Annotated in this window: 17 protein-coding genes; 5 read left to right on the top strand and 12 right to left on the bottom strand. The window is 61.4% G+C overall.

Annotated features, from left to right (window positions below; genetic code table 11):
• Positions 1 to 212: 212 nt before the first annotated feature.
• Positions 213 to 1,322 (top strand): AGE family epimerase/isomerase, encoded by a 1,110-nt coding sequence (locus tag BFP93_RS19995; RefSeq protein WP_065894536.1) that lies wholly within the window; start codon positions 213 to 215, stop codon positions 1,320 to 1,322.
• A gap of 123 nt (positions 1,323 to 1,445) precedes the next feature.
• Here the strand turns inward: BFP93_RS19995 and BFP93_RS19990 are convergent, their stop codons facing one another.
• From BFP93_RS19990 to BFP93_RS19945, 9 genes are all read right to left on the bottom strand, one after another.
• Complete coding sequence (locus BFP93_RS19990) at positions 1,446 to 2,351, bottom strand: cation diffusion facilitator family transporter (RefSeq protein ID WP_065894535.1); 906 nt, start codon at positions 2,349 to 2,351, stop codon at positions 1,446 to 1,448.
• A gap of 217 nt (positions 2,352 to 2,568) precedes the next feature.
• Positions 2,569 to 3,336: an SDR family oxidoreductase gene (locus tag BFP93_RS19985; RefSeq protein ID WP_065894534.1), complete on the bottom strand. Its 768-nt coding sequence runs from the start codon at positions 3,334 to 3,336 to the stop codon at positions 2,569 to 2,571.
• Positions 3,337 to 4,113: 777 nt separating this feature from the next.
• The gene (locus BFP93_RS19975; RefSeq protein WP_057724218.1) at positions 4,114 to 4,830 is read right to left on the bottom strand and encodes an ABC transporter ATP-binding protein; all 717 of its coding nucleotides are present in this window, start codon (positions 4,828 to 4,830) and stop codon (positions 4,114 to 4,116) included.
• Positions 4,827 to 5,702 (bottom strand): ABC transporter ATP-binding protein, encoded by an 876-nt coding sequence (locus tag BFP93_RS19970; protein WP_057724219.1) that lies wholly within the window; start codon positions 5,700 to 5,702, stop codon positions 4,827 to 4,829. The genes BFP93_RS19975 and BFP93_RS19970 overlap by 4 nt, the downstream gene beginning before the upstream one ends.
• A complete protein-coding gene (gene livM / locus BFP93_RS19965) occupies positions 5,699 to 6,976 on the bottom strand; it encodes a high-affinity branched-chain amino acid ABC transporter permease LivM (RefSeq protein ID WP_065883355.1) in 1,278 nt (425 codons plus the stop codon). Before livM ends, BFP93_RS19970 begins: the two co-directional genes overlap by 4 nt.
• A 2-nt stretch (positions 6,977 to 6,978) precedes the next feature.
• The gene (locus tag BFP93_RS19960; RefSeq protein WP_034125666.1) at positions 6,979 to 7,893 is read right to left on the bottom strand and encodes an ABC transporter permease subunit; all 915 of its coding nucleotides are present in this window, start codon (positions 7,891 to 7,893) and stop codon (positions 6,979 to 6,981) included.
• 210 nt (positions 7,894 to 8,103) lie between these two features.
• Positions 8,104 to 9,237: a branched-chain amino acid ABC transporter substrate-binding protein gene (locus tag BFP93_RS19955; protein ID WP_065894532.1), complete on the bottom strand. Its 1,134-nt coding sequence runs from the start codon at positions 9,235 to 9,237 to the stop codon at positions 8,104 to 8,106.
• A gap of 374 nt (positions 9,238 to 9,611) precedes the next feature.
• Complete coding sequence (locus BFP93_RS19950; RefSeq protein WP_065894531.1) at positions 9,612 to 10,895, bottom strand: L-pipecolate oxidase; 1,284 nt, start codon at positions 10,893 to 10,895, stop codon at positions 9,612 to 9,614.
• 151 nt (positions 10,896 to 11,046) lie between these two features.
• Positions 11,047 to 12,537 (bottom strand): L-piperidine-6-carboxylate dehydrogenase, encoded by a 1,491-nt coding sequence (locus BFP93_RS19945; RefSeq protein WP_065894530.1) that lies wholly within the window; start codon positions 12,535 to 12,537, stop codon positions 11,047 to 11,049.
• A gap of 154 nt (positions 12,538 to 12,691) precedes the next feature.
• On the opposite strand from BFP93_RS19945, the gene BFP93_RS19940 reads away from it, so the two are divergent.
• The 3 genes from BFP93_RS19940 to nadE all read left to right on the top strand — a co-directional run bounded on the left by BFP93_RS19940 (position 12,692) and on the right by nadE (position 15,836).
• Complete coding sequence (locus BFP93_RS19940) at positions 12,692 to 13,582, top strand: LysR family transcriptional regulator (RefSeq protein WP_065894527.1); 891 nt, start codon at positions 12,692 to 12,694, stop codon at positions 13,580 to 13,582.
• A 208-nt stretch (positions 13,583 to 13,790) separates the two neighbouring features.
• Positions 13,791 to 15,005, top strand: coding sequence for a nicotinate phosphoribosyltransferase (gene pncB, locus BFP93_RS19935; RefSeq protein WP_065883346.1), 1,215 nt, complete (start codon positions 13,791 to 13,793; stop codon positions 15,003 to 15,005).
• A gap of 3 nt (positions 15,006 to 15,008) precedes the next feature.
• Positions 15,009 to 15,836 carry an ammonia-dependent NAD(+) synthetase gene (gene nadE, locus BFP93_RS19930; RefSeq protein WP_065894525.1) on the top strand — a complete coding sequence of 276 codons (828 nt, stop codon included), beginning with the start codon at positions 15,009 to 15,011 and terminating at the stop codon, positions 15,834 to 15,836.
• Positions 15,837 to 15,960: 124 nt separating this feature from the next.
• On the opposite strand, the gene azu is transcribed toward nadE, so the two are convergent.
• Complete coding sequence (azu, locus tag BFP93_RS19925; protein ID WP_065883471.1) at positions 15,961 to 16,407, bottom strand: azurin; 447 nt, start codon at positions 16,405 to 16,407, stop codon at positions 15,961 to 15,963.
• A 333-nt stretch (positions 16,408 to 16,740) separates the two neighbouring features.
• On the opposite strand from azu, the gene BFP93_RS19920 reads away from it, so the two are divergent.
• Positions 16,741 to 16,923 (top strand): hypothetical protein, encoded by a 183-nt coding sequence (locus BFP93_RS19920; protein WP_065883342.1) that lies wholly within the window; start codon positions 16,741 to 16,743, stop codon positions 16,921 to 16,923.
• Positions 16,924 to 16,994: 71 nt separating this feature from the next.
• On the opposite strand, the gene BFP93_RS19915 is transcribed toward BFP93_RS19920, so the two are convergent.
• Both BFP93_RS19915 and BFP93_RS19910 read right to left on the bottom strand, forming a co-directional pair.
• Positions 16,995 to 17,885 (bottom strand): transglutaminase family protein, encoded by an 891-nt coding sequence (locus tag BFP93_RS19915; RefSeq protein ID WP_065894523.1) that lies wholly within the window; start codon positions 17,883 to 17,885, stop codon positions 16,995 to 16,997.
• Positions 17,885 to 20,371, bottom strand: coding sequence for a circularly permuted type 2 ATP-grasp protein (locus BFP93_RS19910; protein WP_065894521.1), 2,487 nt, complete (start codon positions 20,369 to 20,371; stop codon positions 17,885 to 17,887). The genes BFP93_RS19915 and BFP93_RS19910 overlap by 1 nt, the downstream gene beginning before the upstream one ends.
• Between the last annotated feature and the right edge of the window lie 74 nt (positions 20,372 to 20,445).

The following is a 20,445-nucleotide window of genomic DNA, read 5'->3' as shown; positions in this document are numbered from 1 at the left end:
GCCGTTACCGCAGAAACGGATATGTACTCAACCCAATCCAACATCCTGGTCGGCCCAGAGGCCGCCATCGGGGGCAAGCCCCCTCCCACATTTGTCGGTATTCACAAATCAAAGGTGGGAGGGGGCTTGCCCCCGATAGCGGCGCCACAGACACCACAGTTCCCAAGCCTGATAACATGCGCGCCACACCCCTGCCGTGACGACGCCAGCCAATGCCCATCGCTTCTCCACCCACTTTGAATTCCGTGCTCACGCACTTCCATGACCTGATCGTGCCGCTGTGGCAGGGCCCGGGCTGGAATGCCGACCTGGCACTACCGTTTGAGGCGCTGGACGCCGATCATCAGCCACTGCCCCCGCAACGCTACCGCGCCATGGCGTGCGCCCGCCAGTTGTACCTGTTTGCCAGCCTGATCGGCGAGCCCGGCACGGACTTCGCGCAAGCGCGTGCGGCGCAGTTGTTCCGTTCCCTGCAACAGCATTTCCACGACGCCGAACACGGCGGCTGGTTCTACAGCATGGACCCGGCCGGGCAGCCACTGGATAAACGCAAAGACCTCTACACCCACGCCTTTATCATCTTTGCCTGCGCCCAATACTGGGCCAAGGTACGTGAACCCTTGGTGGAGTCGGTGCTCAATGCCGCGCTGGAAGTGGTCGCCCAACGCTTCGCCACCGGTGACGGCCTGTACGAAGCGGTGCTGGACCGCAACTGGGCCTCGCTCAAGTCCGGCCCATTGCAAAACCCGTTGATGCACCTGGCCGAAGGCTTCCTCGCCACCCTCGCGGTGCGTGAGGACGCCGAGGTACAAGCGGCCCTGCTGGCATTGGCGACGGCCATGCAGCAACGCTTCATCGACCGCGAACATGGCGTGATGCTGGAAAAACCGCTGGGTGCTGTGGATAACTGGTTTGAACCGGGGCACCAGTTCGAATGGTTCTTTTTGCTCGAGTCCTCGGCCGTACTGCGCGGCACACCGCTGCATGCGTCGCTGACACGGGCGTTCGCCTATGCCGAACACACCGGTGTGGATAAGTTGAGCGGTGCGGTCAGTGGCATGCTTTCAGTGGATGGCACGGTGCGCGACGGCACCCAGCGTATCTGGGCCCAGGCCGAGTACCTGCGGGCATTGACCTTGCGCCCCGGCAGCGAGGCGGTGCTGCAGCGTCAATTGCTGGCGCTGCAAGAGCATTTCCTGCATGAGAAGGGCTGGCATGAATGCCTGGATGCCGAGGGCAGGGTGAGCCGGCGGGATATGCCGTCTACCACGCCTTATCATTTGGCGACTTGCTATCAGGGTCTGATCCAGTATTTGGGCTAATCTTCAGGGCCTTATCGGGGGCAAGTCGAATCGTCGCACCGCCCCTCCCACCTTTGATTTGTGAATACAGTCAAATGTGGGAGGGGGCTTGCCCCCGATAGCCTCACCTCGGTCTAACTGACCTCACGCAATCCACTTGCGATCCCCAGTAAAACTGATCGTCAACCAGCGCGCCGCATCCGGCGTTCCCAGCGCTGTGGATATCTCTTCGCGCAATCCGTCGAGGGTCGCGACCTTATACATCGGGTAATCGGCCGGCAACACCACATGAATTTCAATGAATCGTGCCCGCCCGTGCTTCTGCACGTAGGACACGTAGTCGTCGAAGCCATGCCTGGCCTGCGCCGCGTCCATCACTTCGCGCACGGTGTCGTCCAAGTGATCCGGAGCAATCCCCAGCACCTCACGCAAGGCCGGGCGCAGGATCTTGAACGCCGGCGCCAGCATGCTCAGGGCCAGCAGAATCAGGATCAGCGGGTCGACGTATACCGCCCACTCGCCATACCCCTGGGATTTGAGCAACAGTGCCGCCAGAAAGCTGATCAGCAAGCCCACCGACAGCATCGCGTCCACCAGCCAACTGATGTTGTCGAACTGGATCAGCGATGACTTGAGCGTGCGATTGCGGTAACGCACATAGAAGAAGTAGGCGAATTCCACCACGGTAAACACCGCCGCATACACGATCACCAGCCCCAACTCGATGTCGCGACCGCCATTGATGATGCCGAACACACCGTTGAGAAACGCATAGATGGCGATCAGCAGCAGGAAGCTGCCTTCGATCAACAGCACCATCGGCTCCAGGTGCCAGTAGCCGAACTGGAAACGCTCGTTGCTTTTCTTGGCGATCAGCTTGGCCGTGATCAACATCAACACCTTGATGGCGGTGGCGATCAGCGAGAAAAAGCCGTCGAACAGAATGGATTGGGCGCCGGATATCACACCCGTGACAATCCCGGCGATCGCGACGGCGAACATCAGGATGGTCGATTGTTTGAGCAGTGCCTGCTCACCTCGGTTACTCACATTTCCTCCCGTCAAAACCTTTAGACCGCAGGGTGCGGTGGGGTTTTCAGGGGTGGAGTGTACCTTATGGCCTGTTTTTGGCCGATTCGCCGCCATTTACTGTAGGAGCGAGCTTGCTCGCGAAAACCCCGAGCGCGCCGCGTGAATTCAGGATGCCCGCGTCATCGTTAACGTTTTTCGCGAGCAAGCTCGCTCCTACAGTGTATCGCGCAGGTGCTTAGCCCTTGGCCCCACGCTCAATCGCAAACCCAGCCCAGGTCTGGCTCACCGGCATCAACTCCAACCGGTTGATATTCACGTGCGCCGGGGTGTTGAGCACCCAGAAGATTGTGTCGGCAATATCCTGCGGCTGGATCGGCTCGGCGCCGGCATAGGTCGCGTCATAGCGCGCCTGATCCCCACCGAAACGCACCAGGGAAAACTCGCTCTCGCACAAGCCCGGCTCGATGTTGGTCACACGCACGCCAGTGCCTTGCAGGTCACAGCGCAGGTTCAGCGAGAATTGCTTTACGAACGCCTTGGAGCCGCCATACACGTGGCTGCCCGGGTAGGGGTAGCTGCCGGCGATGGAACCCAGGTTGATGATCCCGGCGCCACGGCCATGGGCGATCAGGCGCGGCAGCAGCAGGTGGGTGGTGGTCAACAGGCCCTTGATATTGGTGTCGACCATGGTTTCCCAATCGTCGAGGTTGCACTTGGGCGCAGGGTCGGTGCCCACGGCCAGGCCGGCGTTGTTGATCAGCCCGCGCAGCGTGGCGAACGATGGCGGCAGGTTGGCGATGGCCTCTTCCATGCCTTGGCGATCACGCACGTCCACCACCAAGCCATGCACTTCGGTCTGACGGGAGAGCTCTTCGACCAGCGCGTTCAAGCGCTCGGCACGCCGGCCGGTGAGCACCAGTTTCCAGCCGGCCTCGGCAAAACGGCGGGCGCAGGCTTCACCGAAACCTGAAGTGGCGCCAGTAATAAACAGCGTGTCGGACATGGTGTTCTCCTTGCGGGCAACGAAAAAAGTTGCCAGCAGAATGCCCTTACGCCGCCGTTGCGGCAACCGCTATACGCACGCCTACATGCTGGCTTGATCATTTTTTAACCACACCTGGCAGCGCTATATGAATCGAGGCCTGCAGCCATGTACGCGCAGGTTATCCACAACTGCGCCCACAGTCTTTGGGGGCAAGTGCACATCGCCTCGGGCCACGGTATACAAGGCTTGCAGGTGTTTGCGGAAAGTTTTTTGCTTGACCAGGACGCAGGGCATATGCAGGCAATTTCACTCGATGGGATACGAACGATGGCTACAGGCCAGTCATTCCGGCCTCTGCGGCGGTCTTTCCAGAGTTTAATCACAGACTTATCCACAGGCTGAACTGACCTGTTTCGGTCATATACCTGTGTCTTTAAACAGGTTGACAAAACCCTCGGACGGTCGTGAAAAAGCCCCTGATCAAAAAACAACCACAAGCCTGCAGGCCACGTATTCAAAGGCTTGCAGCCAGGTACTCCCACGTTACCCACAGCCGGTTCCACAGTGGATGGGGACAAGTCAAAACTGTGACAAAACAGGGATTTGCGGCGGCTATATGTCGCGCTTTGGAGGAGGGCTGGAATTGTTTTCCACAATTTGGTGGAAGCTCTGCGCGCTGATCGTTCCCACGCTCCGCGTGGGAATGCAGCCGGGGGCGCTCTGCGTCCCAAAGCGTGACGCGGAGCGTCACAAGAGGCGTTCCCACGCGGAGCGTGGGAACGATCAGGTGGGGGGTCAGTGACCGCCGAGGTAGGCGTTGCGCACTTCCTCGTTCACCAGCAATTCCTTGCCGGTCCCCGTCAGGCGAATCTCACCGTTGACCATCACATACGCCCGGTCCGAGAGGCGCAGGGCGTGGTTGGCATTCTGCTCCACCAGGAAGATAGTCATCCCGGTGGAGGCCAGCTCGCGCAGGGTGGAAAAGATCTGCTTCACCACAATCGGCGCCAGGCCCAGACTCGGCTCATCGAGCAGTAACAGCTTGGGCCGGCTCATCAGCGCGCGGGCGATGGCGAGCATTTGCTGCTCGCCGCCGGACATGGTCATCGCCCGCTGGTTGCGCCGCTCCTTGAGCCGTGGGAACAGCTCGAACATGCGCTGCATGTCCTCACCGGCGAACTTGTCGCCAATGGGAATGGTGCCCATCAGCAGGTTTTCCTCGACGGTCATGTCAGGGAATACCCGCCGCCCTTCCGGCGACTGCGCGATGCCGTTGGAGGCAATGTAGTGGGACGACTTGTGGGTGATGTCCACGCCGTTATAGAGAATCTGCCCCGACTCGGCCCGAGGCTGGCCGAAGATCGACATCAGCAGCGTGGATTTGCCCGCGCCGTTGGAGCCGATCAGGCTGACGGTTTCGCCTTCGTTGATGTGCAGCGAGACTTTTTTCAGGGCCTGGATCGGGCCGTAGAACACGTCCAGGTCCTTCATTTCGAGGATAGGCCCGCTCATACCAGCTCCTCTTCGTCCGCGCCCAGGTAGGCGGCAATCACTTTCGGGTCGTTGCGGATCGCGTCCGGCCCGCCTTCGGCGATCACGTTGCCGTGGTCCAGCACCACGATGTGGTCGGAAATACTCATCACCATGCCCATGTCGTGTTCGATCAGCACCACCGTGAGGTCGTGTTCGTCGCGCAGCAGGCGAATCATCGCACTGAGGGCTTCGGTTTCCTGGGGGTTGAGGCCCGCTGCCGGTTCGTCCAGGCAGATGATCTGCGGTCGCGTGCACATGGCACGGGCGATTTCCAGGCGGCGCTGCTGGCCGTAGGAAAGCTCGCCAGCAAGACGGTTGGCGCAGTCCACCAGGTCGACCACTTCCAGCCAGTAAAAGGCGTGGTCGAGCGCATCGCTTTCAGCCTTGCGGTAGCCCTTGGTGTTGAGGATGCCCGCGAGCATGTTGCGGTTGACCCACATGTGCTGGGCCACCAGCAGGTTTTCCAGCACCGACATTTCCTTGAACAGGCGAATGTTCTGGAAGGTCCGCGCCAGGCCGGCGCGGTTCACCAGGTGGGTGCCGCCGAACATTTTGTAGTACACGCGGCTGAGGAAGCTTTTCGGCGACACGAAATCGCTGGCCTTGAAGCGCTCGCCCAGCAACTGGATGACGTTGGTCTGCTTGCCGCGCACGTTGAGTTCGATCTTGCCGCCACTGGCCTTGTAGAAACCGGTGAGGCAGTTGAACACCGTGGTCTTGCCGGCGCCGTTGGGGCCGATCAGGGCGAAGATCGAGTTGCGTTCGACCTTGAGGCTGACATCACTCAGGGCCTTGATGCCACCGAAGTGCATCATCAGGTGTTCGACGGAGAGCACGACTTCCTTGCTCATGGCGCTACCCCTTTACGTGGCGTCACACCGGTACGGCTGATCCGAATCAAGCCACGCGGTCTCCAGATCATCATCACCACCATCAACACGCCAAACAACAGCACGCGGTATTCGGAAAAGCTGCGCAGCAGTTCCGGTGCAACGGTCAGCACGAACGCTGCGATCACCACACCCACAGTCGAGCCCATGCCGCCCAGCACCACAATGGCCAGAATCAACGCCGATTCGAAGAAGGTAAACGACGACGGGTTGACGAACCCCTGGTAGCTGGCAAAGAACACCCCGGCCAACCCGGCGGTGGAAGCGCCGATGGTGAATGCCGAGAGTTTGACCAGCACGTGATTCAGGCCCATGGACCGGCAGGCGATTTCATCTTCGCGCAAGGCTTCCCAGGCGCGACCTACCGGCATACGGGTCAGGCGATGCTTGATGTACAAAACCGCCAGCACCACCAGGAACAGCACGATGTAGATGAACATGAACTTGATGTTGGGGTTGTAATCGAGACCGAAGAACTCGTGGAACGGAATCCCGCCATCTTTGGCACGCTTGCCGAACTCGAGGCCCAGGAACGTCGGCGAAGGCACCGGCATCCCGTTTGGCCCGCCGGTAAACGACAGCCAGTTGTTCAGCACCAGGCGGATGATTTCACCAAAACCCAGGGTCACGATGGCGAGGTAGTCCCCGTGCATTCGCAGCACCGGGAATCCGAGTATGCACCCCGCCAAAGCCGCCGCGATCGCCGCCAGTGGCAGCACGCTCCAGAAGCCCAGGCCGAGGTATTGATAACCCAGCGCCAGGCCGTAGGCACCGATGGCGTAGAACGCCACGTAACCCAGGTCGAGCAGACCGGCCAGGCCCACCACGATGTTCAGCCCCAGGCCGAGCAACACGTAGATCAACCCGAGGATCACCACGGTGAGCAGGTACTTGTTGGCGAAAATCGGGAACACGATGGCGATCACGATCAGGGCTGGAATGATCCAGCGCAGCCGCGATTTGTAGTCCGGCGGCAACACGTGCACGCCGGAGCCGCTGCTTTCGAAACCCTGCAGGATCTTCACGCCCTTGGGGGTCTGCAGGAACAGGCTCAAGGCAAAACGCCCGGCCATCACAATGGCGACCAACGTGGCAACGCGCGCAGGTTCCAGGTTGAAGCTGTAGCCGTCGAGCACCACGCCTACGATCGGGCCGAACACGATCAGCGAAATCAGCCCGGCGAGGACCGTATCGACCACGCTTTTCTTGATATCAATGGATTTGGCAGCAGACATGTTTACACCTTCGCCACAAGTGGGCGACCAAGCAGGCCCTGGGGACGGAAAATCAGAATCACCACCAGCAGGGAGAAACTGAACACGTCTTTGTAGTCAGAGTTGATCAACCCCGCGAACAACGACTCGGAAATACCGAGGATGATCCCGCCCAGCATCGCCCCAGGCAGGGAGCCGATGCCGCCGAGCACCGCTGCGGTAAACGCCTTGATGCCGATGATGAAGCCGGCATAGAAGTCGAAGGTGCCGTAATTGAGGGTGATCAGCACGCCGGCCAGGGCAGCCATGGCGGCGCCGATGACAAACACGTAGGAGATCACGCGGTCGGTATTGATGCCCAGGATCGAGGCCATCTTGCGGTCTTGCTGGGTGGCCCGGCACATGCGGCCGAGCTTGGTGTATTTGATGATGTAGGTGAGCAACGCCATGCCGGCGAAAGCCGCCACGAGGATGAACACTTTGGTGTAGGTCAGTTGCACGAAGCCGGTGCCGATATCGACGCGCCAGGCGCCGGCGAGCAGGGTGGGAATGCCTTGTTGCTTGGCACCCTGGGCGATCTGCGCGTAGTTCTGCAGGATCAGGGAGATGCCGATGGCGCTGATCAGCGGTGCCAGTCGGGTGGAGTTGCGCAGCGGTTTGTAGGCGACACGTTCGATGACCCAACCGTATACGCCGGTAACGACCACGGTGAAGATCAGGGTGCCGAGAATGAGCAGCGGGAAGGATTCGATGCCGAAGTAAGCCAGCAGTGCCAGACTGATCGCCGCGAGGTAAGCGGAAATCATATAAACCTCGCCGTGGGCGAAGTTGATCATGCCAATGATGCCATAGACCATTGTGTAGCCGATGGCGATCAGGCCATAGACCGACCCGAGGGTCAGGCCGTTGACCAGTTGCTGCAGGAAAATACCATCCATAACGCAATCTCACGCGGTGAGCACCTGCACACCGAGGGGTGTGCGGCGCTTCTGGAGGAAAACAGAGGCTAGGCACGCGCCCTCCCTTGTAGGAGCGAGCTTGCTCGCGAAAAACCAGAGAACGCCGTGTGCATCCAGGAAACCAGCGTTATCGTTGACGTTCTTCGCGAGCAAGCTCGCTCCTACAGGGAGGTCATGCAGTCGGTTGGGTTACTTCTGTTTTTCCAGCTGGTGGTATTTGCCGTCTTTATCCCACTGGTAAACCACGTAGTCGGAGATTTTCAGGTCGCCCTTGGCATCCCAGGTTTTTTCGCCCATGACGGTTTTAACCGGGTTGGCCTTGAGCCACTTGGCAGCGTCCTCGCCCTTGTTGGACTTGGCGCCGTTGAAGCCGGCGGCCAGGGCCTGGATCGAGGCGTAGGCATACAGGGTGTAGCCTTCCGGCTCGTACCCGCTTTTACGGAAGGCATCCACCACTGCCTTGCTCTCTGGCAACAGACGCGGGTCAGCACCGAAGGTCATGTAGACGCCATCCACGTACTGGTTGCCACCGGCGGTTTTTGCCAGTTCATCGGTCACTACGCCGTCATCGGACATAAACGCGGCCTTGAGGCCTGCCTCGCGAATCTGGCGAACCAAAGGACCGGCTTCGGGATGCAGGCCACCGAAGTACACGACATCGGCGTCAATGGAGCGGATCTTGGTGACCAGGGCGCTGAAGTCTTTCTCGCCACGGGTCAGGCCTTCTTCCAGCACCGGCTTGACGCCGCGCTTGGTCAGTTGGGCAGCGGTGGCGTCAGCCAGGCCTTTGCCGTAAGTGTCCTTGTCGTTGATTACCGCGACTTTTTTGCCCTTGAGCACATCGACAATGTAGTCACCGGCGACGATGCCCTGCTGGTCGTCACGCCCGCACATGCGGAACATGGCGCCCAGGCCGCGCTCGGTGACCTGTGGGTTGGTGGAGCCGGGCGTGATCGCGATAATGCCCGCTTCGTCGTAGACCTCAGACGCCGGGATGGTGTTGGACGAGCAGAAGTGCCCGACCACGCCGATCACTTTGTCCTGGTCCGCCAGGCGGTTAGCCACTGCGACTGCCTGTTTTGGCTCGCAGGCGTCATCGCCGGCCACCAGCTTGATCTGCTCGCCGTTAATGCCACCGGCCTTGTTGATAACATCGGCTGCCGCCTGGGCACCCTTCATGTACTGCTCACCGAAAGCGGCGTTGGCGCCCGTCATCGGGCCTGCCACACCAATTTTCACATCAGCTTGAACAAACGTAGAAACACCCAGCGCCGCTGCAACGGCGAGGGCCAGAAAACCTTTCTTGTAAAACGTCTGGGACATGAGTGGTGCTCCGATATTTTTGATTTTTGGCACGACAACTTGCATTCAAACCTTTCACTGAAAGCTCAGAGCAAGCCGCGTGCCATTACTTTTTTATTCTTCAAAAAGACACGGTGTCATTGTTATTGCACGCGTTTCGCGTCCCCCCGCCAGGACGTGCAACCGTCTAGCCTCGACAGGTGCAACCTACAGGCCAAAAAAGTGCAACCTTGAACGGTGGCACCTGCAACCGAAGGGATAAACGACAGCTCCAGGCGCTGTAACCCCGTGCGTAACGGAACTGCACATTTACAGTGCGTGATTGCTACGACTTGCACCAATACAGATGGGTAGCCGGCTAAGAAAATACCGGCTAACGAGCGCTGTTACGCGGGTCAGACCACGATCCGCAGGCATTGCCCCGCGTGGTACAGCGAGAACCCCGCCTCATAGAGGCAACTGCGCAGGCCCGCGCCCGCCAGGGGTTGCATCGGTGCAAAGGGAATCGGCAGCGACTGGGGATTGTGGTGACACAAATAGTCGGCAAACGCCTTGCCGACCACGCTGCCGGTGGTCACGCCGCGCCCGTTGTAGCCGGTGACCGCCACCAGCCCGGGCGCCGGCTCGAACAAACGCATCAAGTGATCGGGGGTAAACGCGATGCAGCCGGTCCAGGTGTATTCCCACTGCACCGATTTGAGATAGGGGAAGTAATGCTGCTGCACCCGATCGGCCCACGCCTTGAGGAACCAGGTCGGCTTCTGGTTACCGTTGCCCAGGCTGCCGAGCAACAAACGACCATCGGCGTCGCGGCGAATGCTGCTCAGCACCTGGCGCGTGTCCCATGAACCCTGGCCGCCAGGCAGGATGCGCCCGGCGGCGTCATCGGTGAGCGGCGCCGACGCCACCTGATAGTAGTAACCGGGGAAGAAATTACGCCGCAGTTCGGTCCATTCACCTTCGGTATAGGCATTGGAGGCGATCACCACCTGGGCGGCCTGCACCGCGCCCTGGACGGTCTGCACAGACCAGACTGCACCCTGGCGCTCAAGCCGGGTGACGGGGGAATGATCGAACAACTGCCCGCCCAACCCGACGGCCGCATTCGCCAGACCGCTGGTGTAGGCCATGGGATTCAAGGTGCCGGCGCGTCGGTCCAGCAAGGCGGCGGCGATTTTCGTGGTGCCGGTGGCCTGCTCGCAGGCCTGCCCGGTGAGCAACTCGACCGGTGCGCCACGGCGCTTCCATTGTTCTTCACGACTGCGCAGATCCGCCTCGCCACGGGCGTTATGCGCCATGTGCAGGGTGCCCTCGCGGCGCAACTGGCAATCGATGTTGTACTTGTCGATCAGGCCGAACACCAGCGCCGGCGCCGCGCCCAGCATGCGGTTGAGTTGGCTGCCTACGGCTGTGCCGAAACCGGCTTCGATCTCGTCCGGCGGGATCCACATACCGGCGTTGACCAGCCCGACATTGCGCCCCGAACCGCCGTGACCGGTGCGATGGGCCTCCAGCACCGCAACACTTTTACCCTGTTCGAGCAAATGAATGGCAGCCGACAAACCGGTGATGCCGGCGCCGATCACGCACACATCCACCTTGACCTCCCCCTTGAGCGCGGCACGATCCGGCCGGTTGGGGGTGAGGTGTTCCCACAAGCATGTATCGCGTAAAGGCATTGCCAGACTCCGTAGAGGACCTAACAAACAGCTATTTTCAGTTGTGAACCCAATCAAATGTGGGAGGGGGCTTGCCCCCGATGCGGTGTATCAGTCAACAAATGTGCAACTGACCCACCGCAATCGAGGGCAAGCCCCCTCCCACATGGACTCAGTCGAACGTAATGCCCTGCGCCAACGGCAACTCCAGCGAGTAGTTCACGGTATTGGTCTGCCGGCGCATATACCCGCGCCACGCATCCGAGCCCGACTCACGCCCGCCGCCGGTCTCTTTCTCACCGCCAAACGCGCCGCCGATCTCCGCGCCGCTCGGGCCGATATTGACGTTGGCAATCCCGCAGTCACTGCCCACCGCCGACATGAACTGCTCGGCGTCGCGCACATCGGTGGTGAAGATGCACGACGACAAGCCTTGTGGCACCGCGTTGTTCAGGCGCAGCGCTTCGGCAAAGTCGCTGTAGCCGATCACATACAGAATCGGCGCGAAGGTTTCGGTGCACACCACGTCGCTCTGCTCGGGCATTTCCACAATCGCCGGCGCCACGTAGTAAGCGTTGGGGAACTGGTCTTGCAGTTGACGCTTGCCGCCGAACACCTTGCCGCCCTCGCTCAAGGCCTGCTCCAGGGCGTCCTGCATGTTGTCGAAGCCGTGCTTGTCGATCAGCGGGCCGATCAGGTTGCCTTCCAGCGGGTGGCCGATGCGCACCTTGGCGTAGGCAGCCTTGAGACGGGTGACGATTTCCGCCTTGACCGATTCATGGGCGATCAGCCGACGCAGGGTGGTGCAACGCTGGCCGGCGGTGCCGACGGCGCTGAACAGGATCGCACGCACGGCCATGTCCAGGTCGGCGCTCGGGCCGAGAATCATCGCATTGTTGCCGCCCAGCTCAAGGATGCTGCGGGCAAAGCGCGCGGCGACTTTGGGCGCCACTTCACGGCCCATGCGGGTGCTGCCGGTGGCGCTGATCAGCGCCACACGCGGGTCATCCACCAACGCGGCGCCGGCATCGCGGCCGCCGATGATCACTTGGCTGAGGTACTGCGGCGCATCCTTGAAATTTTTCAACACACGCTCGAACAAGGCCTGGCAGGCCAGCGCGGTGAGCGGGGTCTTTTCCGACGGTTTCCAGATCACCGCATTGCCGCACACCAGCGCCAGGGTGGTGTTCCACGCCCACACCGCGACCGGGAAGTTGAACGCGCTGATCACGCCGACCACACCCAGCGGGTGCCAGGTTTCACGCATATGGTGACCGGGACGCTCGGAGGCGATGGTCAAGCCGTACAACTGGCGCGACAAACCGACGGCGAAGTCGCAGATGTCGATCATTTCCTGGACTTCCCCCAGGCCTTCCTGGGTGATCTTGCCGGCTTCCCAGGAGACCAGCTCGCCCAGGTCGGCCTTGTACTCGCGCAACACGTCGCCGAACTGGCGCACCAGCTCGCCGCGACGCGGGGCCGGTACTTTGCGCCAGGCGTCGAATGCATGCTCGGCGCGACTGACCTGCTGCTCCACCTCGGCGGCCCCTTCCCAGTTCACGGCGCCGATGCGGCTGCCATCGATCGGCGAATGCACAGGCTGTGTACCCGCCTGGTACAACGCCGGGTTTACGCCTAGACGGTCAAGCAATGCAGCAACCATGGGGTACTCCTTCAAATCTGCAAACACAAAATTGCGCCGCCGCAGACACGGCGATCCAGGCCTCATTTGTAGCTGGCCCAAGACTTGCCAACAAACGACGATTAGGCGAGATATCATTCCGTTTATTCATGCGAAGAATAAAAAGAGGCATGCCGTGCTGAACAAAAGACATTTGCCCTCGATCACCGCCCTGCAGTGTTTCGAAGCCGCCACGCGCCACCTGAGCTTTACCCGCGCCGCCGAGGAACTGAACCTCACGCAAAGCGCGGTGAGCAAACAGGTGGCGCAGTTGGAGGAGTTGCTGCAGCACCTGCTGTTTCGCCGCGTGCGGCGCCGCTTGCAGATGACGCCGGCGGGCGACCTGTACCTGGTGGAAGTGCGCAAGATCCTCTCCCTGGTGGAGATGTCCACCCACTACCTGCGCTCCTACGGCGGCGAAACCGAAGTGCTGCGCGTGTCCACGCCCTACACCTTCGGCGCGCGCTGGCTGGTGCCGCGCCTCAAGGGCTGGCGCCTGCGTCACCCAAACATCCATCTGGACCTGTGCAACGAACAGGAACCGGATGAACTGCTGCAGGGCAAGGCCGACATGGCGTTCTATTTCGGCCAGGGTTCACGCCCCGGCACCGAGAGCGTGAAGTTGTTCAGCGAAGAGCTTGTACCTGTGTGTTCGCCCGAGAGCCTGCCGGCAGAGCCGTTCACCGACCCGACCCAACTGAGCGAACTGGTGCTGCTGCAAAACGCCTCGCGACCCCAGGGCTGGCATGACTGGTTCGCCAGCCAGGGTTTGCACACCGAACACAGTTATCACGGGCCGCGCTTCGACACCTTTTATATGTGCATTCGCGCCGCGCAGGTCGGCTGCGGCGTGGCGCTGCTGCCGCGGTTTCTGGTGGAAGAGGAATTGGCCGAGGGTAAGTTGGTGATTCCCTGGCAGCATGGGATGCCGAGCCAGGATGCGTATTACCTGGCTTATCCGGAGCATGCGGCGGAGGTGCCTAAAGTGAGGGAGTTTGTGAAGTGGATGCTGGAGCAGGTTATTTAGTGCCTGGAATATAGCCATCGGGGGCAAGCCCCCTCCCACATGTGCAGCGCATTTCAACCTGTGGGAGGGGGCTTGCCCCCGATGAGGCCAGTAGCCACACCCAAAAAAATCACTGGCAATACCCCACAGGTCTATGCGCCACTAGCCCCCTTCCTCAATTGTGCGTAAAGGCCGGCGCCCAGCGTCGACCCGTCTGGAGATTCCCGTTATGAGCGAGAGTGTGTTTGCCGATCGCATCGTGCAGAACCTGCTCGACACCGACTTCTACAAGCTGACCATGATGCAGGCGGTGCTGCACAACTACCCGAACGTGGAAGTTGAATGGGAGTTTCGTTGCCGCAACAGCGAAGACCTGCGCCCGTACCTGGCGGAGATCCGCTACCAGATCGAGCGTCTCGCCGAGTTAAGCCTGAGCCCGGACCAATTGGGCTTTCTGGAACGTATCAGCTTCATGAAGCCGGACTTTTTGCGCTTCCTCGGGCTGTTCCGCTTCAACCTGCGCTACGTGCAGACCGGCATCGAGAACGGCGAGCTGTTTATCCGCCTGCGCGGGCCGTGGCTGCATGTGATCCTGTTTGAGGTGCCGATGCTGGCCATTGTCAGCGAAGTGCGTAACCGCTACCGCTACCAGACCGTGATCCTGGAACAGGCCCGCGAGCAGCTGTACCGCAAGTTCGACTGGCTGACGGCGAATGCCGCCAGCGATGAACTGTCGGAGCTGCAAGTGGCCGACTTCGGCACGCGTCGACGCTTTTCGTACCGGGTGCAGGAAGAAGTGGTCAGCGTACTCAAGCACGACTTCCCCGGCCGCTTTGTCGGCACCAGCAACGTGCACCTGGCCCGCGAATTCGACATGAAACCGTTGGGCACCATGGCCCATGAATGGATCATGGCCCACCAGCAACTCGGCCCGCGCCTGATCGACAGCCAGATCGCCGCCCTTGACTGCTGGGTCCGCGAATACCGTGGCCTGCTGGGCATCGCCCTGACCGACTGCATCACCACCGATGCGTTCCTGGGCGACTTCGACTTGTACTTCGCCAAGCTGTTCGACGGCCTGCGCCACGACTCCGGCGACCCGGTGCAGTGGGCGGAAAAAGCCATCGCCCACTACCATAAGCTGGGTATCGAGCCGATGAGCAAGACCCTGGTGTTCTCCGACAGCCTGACGTTGCCCAAGGCCCTGGAGATTTTCCGCGCCCTGCGTGGTCGCATCAATGTGAGCTTTGGCATCGGCACCAACCTGACCTGCGACATTCCAGGGGTGGAACCGATGAGCATCGTGCTTAAAATGACCGCGTGCAATGGCCAGCCCGTCGCCAAGATTTCCGATGAAGCGGGCAAGACCCACTGCACCGACCCGAATTTTGTCGCCTATTTGCGTCACGTTTTCAAAGTACCTGCCCTATCCAGCAAGGAGTGAAGCATGCAAGCCGTACAGCGTGAGATTGCGCAGCAGCTCAAGGTGCAAGCGCCGTTCAAAGACCAGGCCGCCCTTGAGGCAGAAGTCGCCAGGCGCGTGGCCTTTATCCAGGACTGCCTGCGCAATTCCGGGCTCAAGTCGCTGGTACTGGGCATCAGTGGGGGTGTCGATTCCCTGACCGCAGGCCTGTTGGCCCAACGTGCCGTGCAGGAACTGCGCGCCAGCAGCGGCGAAGCGGCCTATCGTTTCATCGCCGTGCGCCTGCCCTACGAAACCCAGTTCGACGAACTCGATGCCCAGGCTTCGGTGGACTTCATCGAACCGGACGAGCGCCACACCGTCAACATCGGCCCGGCGGTCAAAGCCCTGGCCAAGGAAGTCGCGGCGTTCGATGACAAACCGGCGGCCTCCCGCGATTTCGTGCTGGGCAACACCAAGGCGCGCATGCGCATGGTCGCGCAGTACACCATCGCAGGCGCGGCCGGTGGGCTGGTGATCGGTACCGACCATGCGGCGGAAGCGGTGATGGGCTTTTTCACCAAGTTCGGGGATGGCGCCTGCGACCTGGCGCCGCTGAGCGGGCTGGTGAAAAACCAGGTGCGTGCGATTGCGCGGCATTTCGGCGCGCCGGAGTCGTTGGTGGAGAAAGTCCCGACCGCCGACCTGGAGGACCTGTCGCCGGGCAAGCCGGACGAAGCGTCACATGGCGTGACCTATGCCGAAATCGACGCGTTCCTGCACGGTGAGCCCGTGCGTGAAGAGGCGTTCAGGATTATCTGCGAGACGTACCGCAAGACGGAGCACAAGCGGGTGATGCCGTTTGCGCCTTGAGGTGAGGCAGGTAGTTTTGCATTGATTGCCAGAATGCCATCGGGGGCAAGCCCCCTCCCACATTGACTGTGTTCACAAATCAAGTGTGGGAGGGGGCTTGCCCCCGATGAACGATAACGCGGTCTTACTTGACGGTCACAGTGCCTTTCATCATCGAAATATGGCCTGGGAACGAGCAAAAGAACATGTAGTCCGTGCCCGCCGTCAGCTTCGACACGTCGAACGTCACCGAATCTTTCTCGCCGGCACCAATGAGCTTGGTGTGGGCGATGATGCGGTCGTCGCCTTCCTTGAGGTAGTTTTTGTCAACACCGGCGGCCATGCCGTCGCTGGCAACCGGCTGCATGTTGGCGGCGCTGGTCAACACCCAGTTATGCCCCATGACATTTTTCGGCAGGTTGCCCGAGTGCGTCAGCTCGACGGTGAACTGCTTGCAGCTCTTGTCGATGGTGATTTCTTTGGTGTTGAACGACATCTGGTCGGTGGAGTCGACAGTGACCTTGCACTCTGCAGCAAGCAACTGGCCGCTAGCCAGAGTCAGCAGGGAAACAGCAACGAGTTTGGCGAACATGTGAATCTCCAGGGCAGGGTTGGAAAACGCGTATTGCGACAAAGGGTGCCTCAAGCAGGCTTAAGTTCTTATGATCTGCATCAACAGATTGTATACAACTTTAGGCTATCAGGCTGATCAACACAATCTAACATCCGCCTCCACGGCAACCGGATATGATCGGCCCATCCCCCACTGGAGCCCGCGCCATGCCCCTCAATCAACTGTTCAACGGCCTGTTTGCCGCTTACGCCAACGGTAAGTGAAGGCCAAGCGCGCTGCGAAGCTGCTACCATAGCGACCCAAGGCAGCCGCGCGCCGCCCACCCTCACCTTCGACCCTAGAGGATCGCCCATGGCCAAACCTAATTACTCCTTCGCCAAACGTCAGAGAGACTTGGCCAAGGAACAGAAGAAAGAGGAAAAGCTGCAACGCAAGAAAGCCGCTGCTGATGAAGAAGCGGGCGCACTGAACCCGGACGTCGACGCTGAAGCAACCGGCGACGACACTGAAACACCAAAAGATCCGGCTGAATAATTGATCGTTCCCACGCTCTGCGTGGGAATGCAGCCTGGGACACTCCGCGTCCCGGCGCACCTGAAGCACGATTATTCCAGCGGCATCACCGTCACCCGCACCTCCGGGTCATGGTTCCCTCCCCCCAATATCACCCCGCGCAACGGCGACACATCGGAAAAGTCCCGGCCCCAGGCCAGGGTGATGTGCTCCAGTGCCGGCCGCACGTTATTCGTCGGATCGAAATCCACCCAACCCGACACCGGACAAAACACCGACACCCAGGCATGAGACGCATCGGCGCCGATCAGCCGTGGCTGGCCGGGCGGCGGCTGGGTGAGCAGATAGCCGCTGATATAGCGCGCCGCCAGGCCCCGCGAGCGCAGGCAGGCGAGCATCAGGTGGGCGAAGTCCTGGCATACACCGCGACGACGCTCCAGCACTTCCACCAGCGGCGTGGCGACCTGAGTGGCTTCGGCATCGAAGGTGAATTCGCTGAAGATCTTCTGCATCAGCGCCTGCACGCCTATCAACAGGGGTGCGCCGGCCGGGAAGCAGCTTTCGGAGAACTCGACGAAGGTTCTTTTCAAATGCACGTAAGGCGATTCGAAGCGATAACGGCAGGCTTCGATGATCTGCGGCGACAGCGGCTGACTGCTGTAGGTAAAGCTGTCACGGGTGCGGTCCCACGCCGGCGACTGGCACAAATCCAACGGCGGCCGCGCCAGCACTTCCACGGTCAGGCCGGCATTGATCAGCAATTCGTCATGGGGCCGTTCGAACGCCAGGCGGGTGATCGGGTTGCCGAACACGTCCAGCTCATCGCGGCGTGACGAGGGCTGCGGGCTGATATCCAGGGTCTGCCAGGTGCACCGTTGCCACGCACAGGGCCGCGGCCATAAATGCGCCAGCTGCTGGGCCAGGGACACCGGGCTGTCGTAGTGATAATGGGTGTCATGGAAAATCTGATAGCGCGCACTCATCACACCGACACCGTTTGCTGGCTGACATCATCCACATGGGCAAAGTGGCGCAGGGCCAGGCGGTCTGACACTTGCCCGCTTTCATCGGCGACCGCTTGCAGCAGGTCGGCCAGGCCATCCAGGGCGGCGCGCACGCCGGATTCGCCGAACAGCGGGTTCTCCAGGCAACCGAGGTCGAAGCGCGCCAACTGCTCCACCAATGCTCCCAGGCCGGTTTCCCGTGGCACGCCGAAATCATCGTTCAAGCGACGCAAGGTGCGGCTCACCAGTTTGAGCTGGAACAGCACCGCATGGGGGTTCTGCTCGTCGAGCAACAACAGGTCGAGCACCGGAATCAGTTGCGGCACCGCCAGGTACCGCGAACGGTAGGTGATGCTGCTGTTGCCCAGTTCCAGCAACCATTCCAGCCCGGCCTGATCGAAGACCGCCACCCCGCGCAGGAACGCGGCAAGGCTGCCGCTCAGGAACTGCAGGCGCTCGATGCGCCGGCCCATCATCAAGAAGCGCCAGCCCTCGTCGCGGGTCATATCGTCCAGGGCAAACCCGGACAGCGCCGCCAGGGACATCACCAGACGGTTGAGGAAGTCCAGCAACTCGCCGAAGTCCGGGGTTTCACGCTCCAATTCCATGGCTTCGCGTTGCAGCTCCACCAGCGCCTGCCAGTTTTCCCGGGACAATTTGCCGCGCACCTGGGACGCCGCCCACTGCAAACGCTGCAAATTGGCGCGCAGGCTCGAGGGCCAGTCATCGCCGAGCAAGGCGGCCAGCAAGCGTTCGGGCAACTCGCCCTCTTCCGGCAACAGCCGCAGGCTTTCGCCCAGTTCGACCGCCGCCTGCAAGGCCAGCGGGTCGTCGCCGTCGACATAGCGCGCCAGCACAATACGCAGCCAGCGCGCACTGTCATCGCAACGCTCGCAATAACGGCCAAACCAGAACAGGTTCTCCACCACTCGCGACGGCAGATACGGATCGCGGCGCACCAGGTCGTGCGCGCCAATCACGCGCTGGGCGCGCCACTGCTCGCCACCGGGCGCACGTTCGCCGAGTACCCAGGTGTCCTTGCTCGCTCCGCCGCGTTGCATCGACACCACTTCGGCATCGGCTTCGGCGGCTACGCGGGTCAGGCCGCCGGGCAGCACACGGTAGCCGTCGTCACTGGCCACGGCGTACACGCGCATGCCGATGGCGCGGTGTTGCAAGTGGTCGTCCACGGTGTGCCACACCGGCGCCTGGGACAGCTGCGCCAGCTCCTGGGCAACATAGGCGTAGGGCCTGGCACGCATGCGGTCGGCCAGGGCCTGGCGTTGTTCGGCGTTCAGGTCGCGACCGAACACCGGGGCGAAACTCTGCGAAGGGAACGCCGGCTTGATCAACAACTGCGGCAGCTTCTCCAACGCCTCGGCCAGCACCGGCGCCTCGCCGCACCACCAGGTGGCGATGGACGGCAGGATCAGTGCTTCGCCAAATAAAAACTCATTGATCTTCGGCAGAAAGCCAAGCAGGCCCGGGGACTCCAGCACACCGCTGCCCAGGGCATTGGCCACCAGCACATTGCCCTGGCGCACGGCATCCAGCAGGCCCGGGACGCCGAGCGCCGAATCGGTGCGCAGCTCCAGGGGGTCGCAGAAGTCGTCGTCCAGGCGCCGCATGATTGCGTGAACGCGGCGCAAGCCACTGAGGGTCTTGAGAAACACGGTGCTGTCGCGCACGGTGAGGTCGCCGCCTTCCACCAGGGGGTAGCCGAGCTGACGCGCGAGGTACAAATGTTCGAAATAGCTTTCGTTGAAGCGCCCCGGCGTCAGCAGCACGATCAACGGTGGCTGGTCATCGCCGGGCGCCTGGCGGGCCAGGGTTTCCTGGAGCGTGCGGAAGAAACCGGTGAGGTGTTGCACCTGCAGGTCACGGTAGAGGTCCGGGAAGGCGCGGGACACGATGGTGCGGTTTTCCAGGGCATAGCCGGCGCCCGACGGGGCCTGGGTTCGGTCGGCCGTCACCCACCAGCGTCCATCCGGCGTGCGGGCCAGGTCCACGGCGTACAGGTGCAGGAAAGCTCCGTCCGGTGGCTGGATACCCTGGCACGGCCACAGGAAGTTGTTGTGACCGAATACCAGCTCGGCGGGCAGCAGGCCTTCCTTGATCAGGCGCTGCGGCCCATAGAGGTCGGCGAGCACGGCATTGAGCAGGCGCGCCCGCTGGGCAATGCCGGCCGACAGGTGCTGCCACTCGTCAGCGGCCAGCACGTGGGGCAACAGGTCCAGTTCCCATGGGCGATCGGCGCCCTTGGGATCGGCGTAGACGTTATAGGTTACGCCGTTTTCCTGGATCTGCCGGGTCAGCAATGCCTGGCGCTGGGCCAGTTGGGCTGGCGTGCTGCGTTGCAGGTGGTCGAGCAGGCGCTGCCAATGGGCACGCACTGCGCCGCTGTCATCCAGCAGTTCGTGATAGGTGCCCGGAGTCAGCGGGTAACGGTCGAGCAAATCGGACATGGAACGCTCGGCAGAGGCAAGGGGGCTCAGGTTAACTCAACAAACACTGCAAATCCTTGTGGGAGGACCCTCCC

The organism is Pseudomonas sp. 44 R 15, assembly GCF_900004965.1.
In the GTDB taxonomy this organism is placed as follows: domain Bacteria; phylum Pseudomonadota; class Gammaproteobacteria; order Pseudomonadales; family Pseudomonadaceae; genus Aquipseudomonas; species Aquipseudomonas orientalis_A.
Note: the sequence above shows the minus strand (reverse complement) of the source record. Positions and strands in the feature narration are given on the sequence as shown.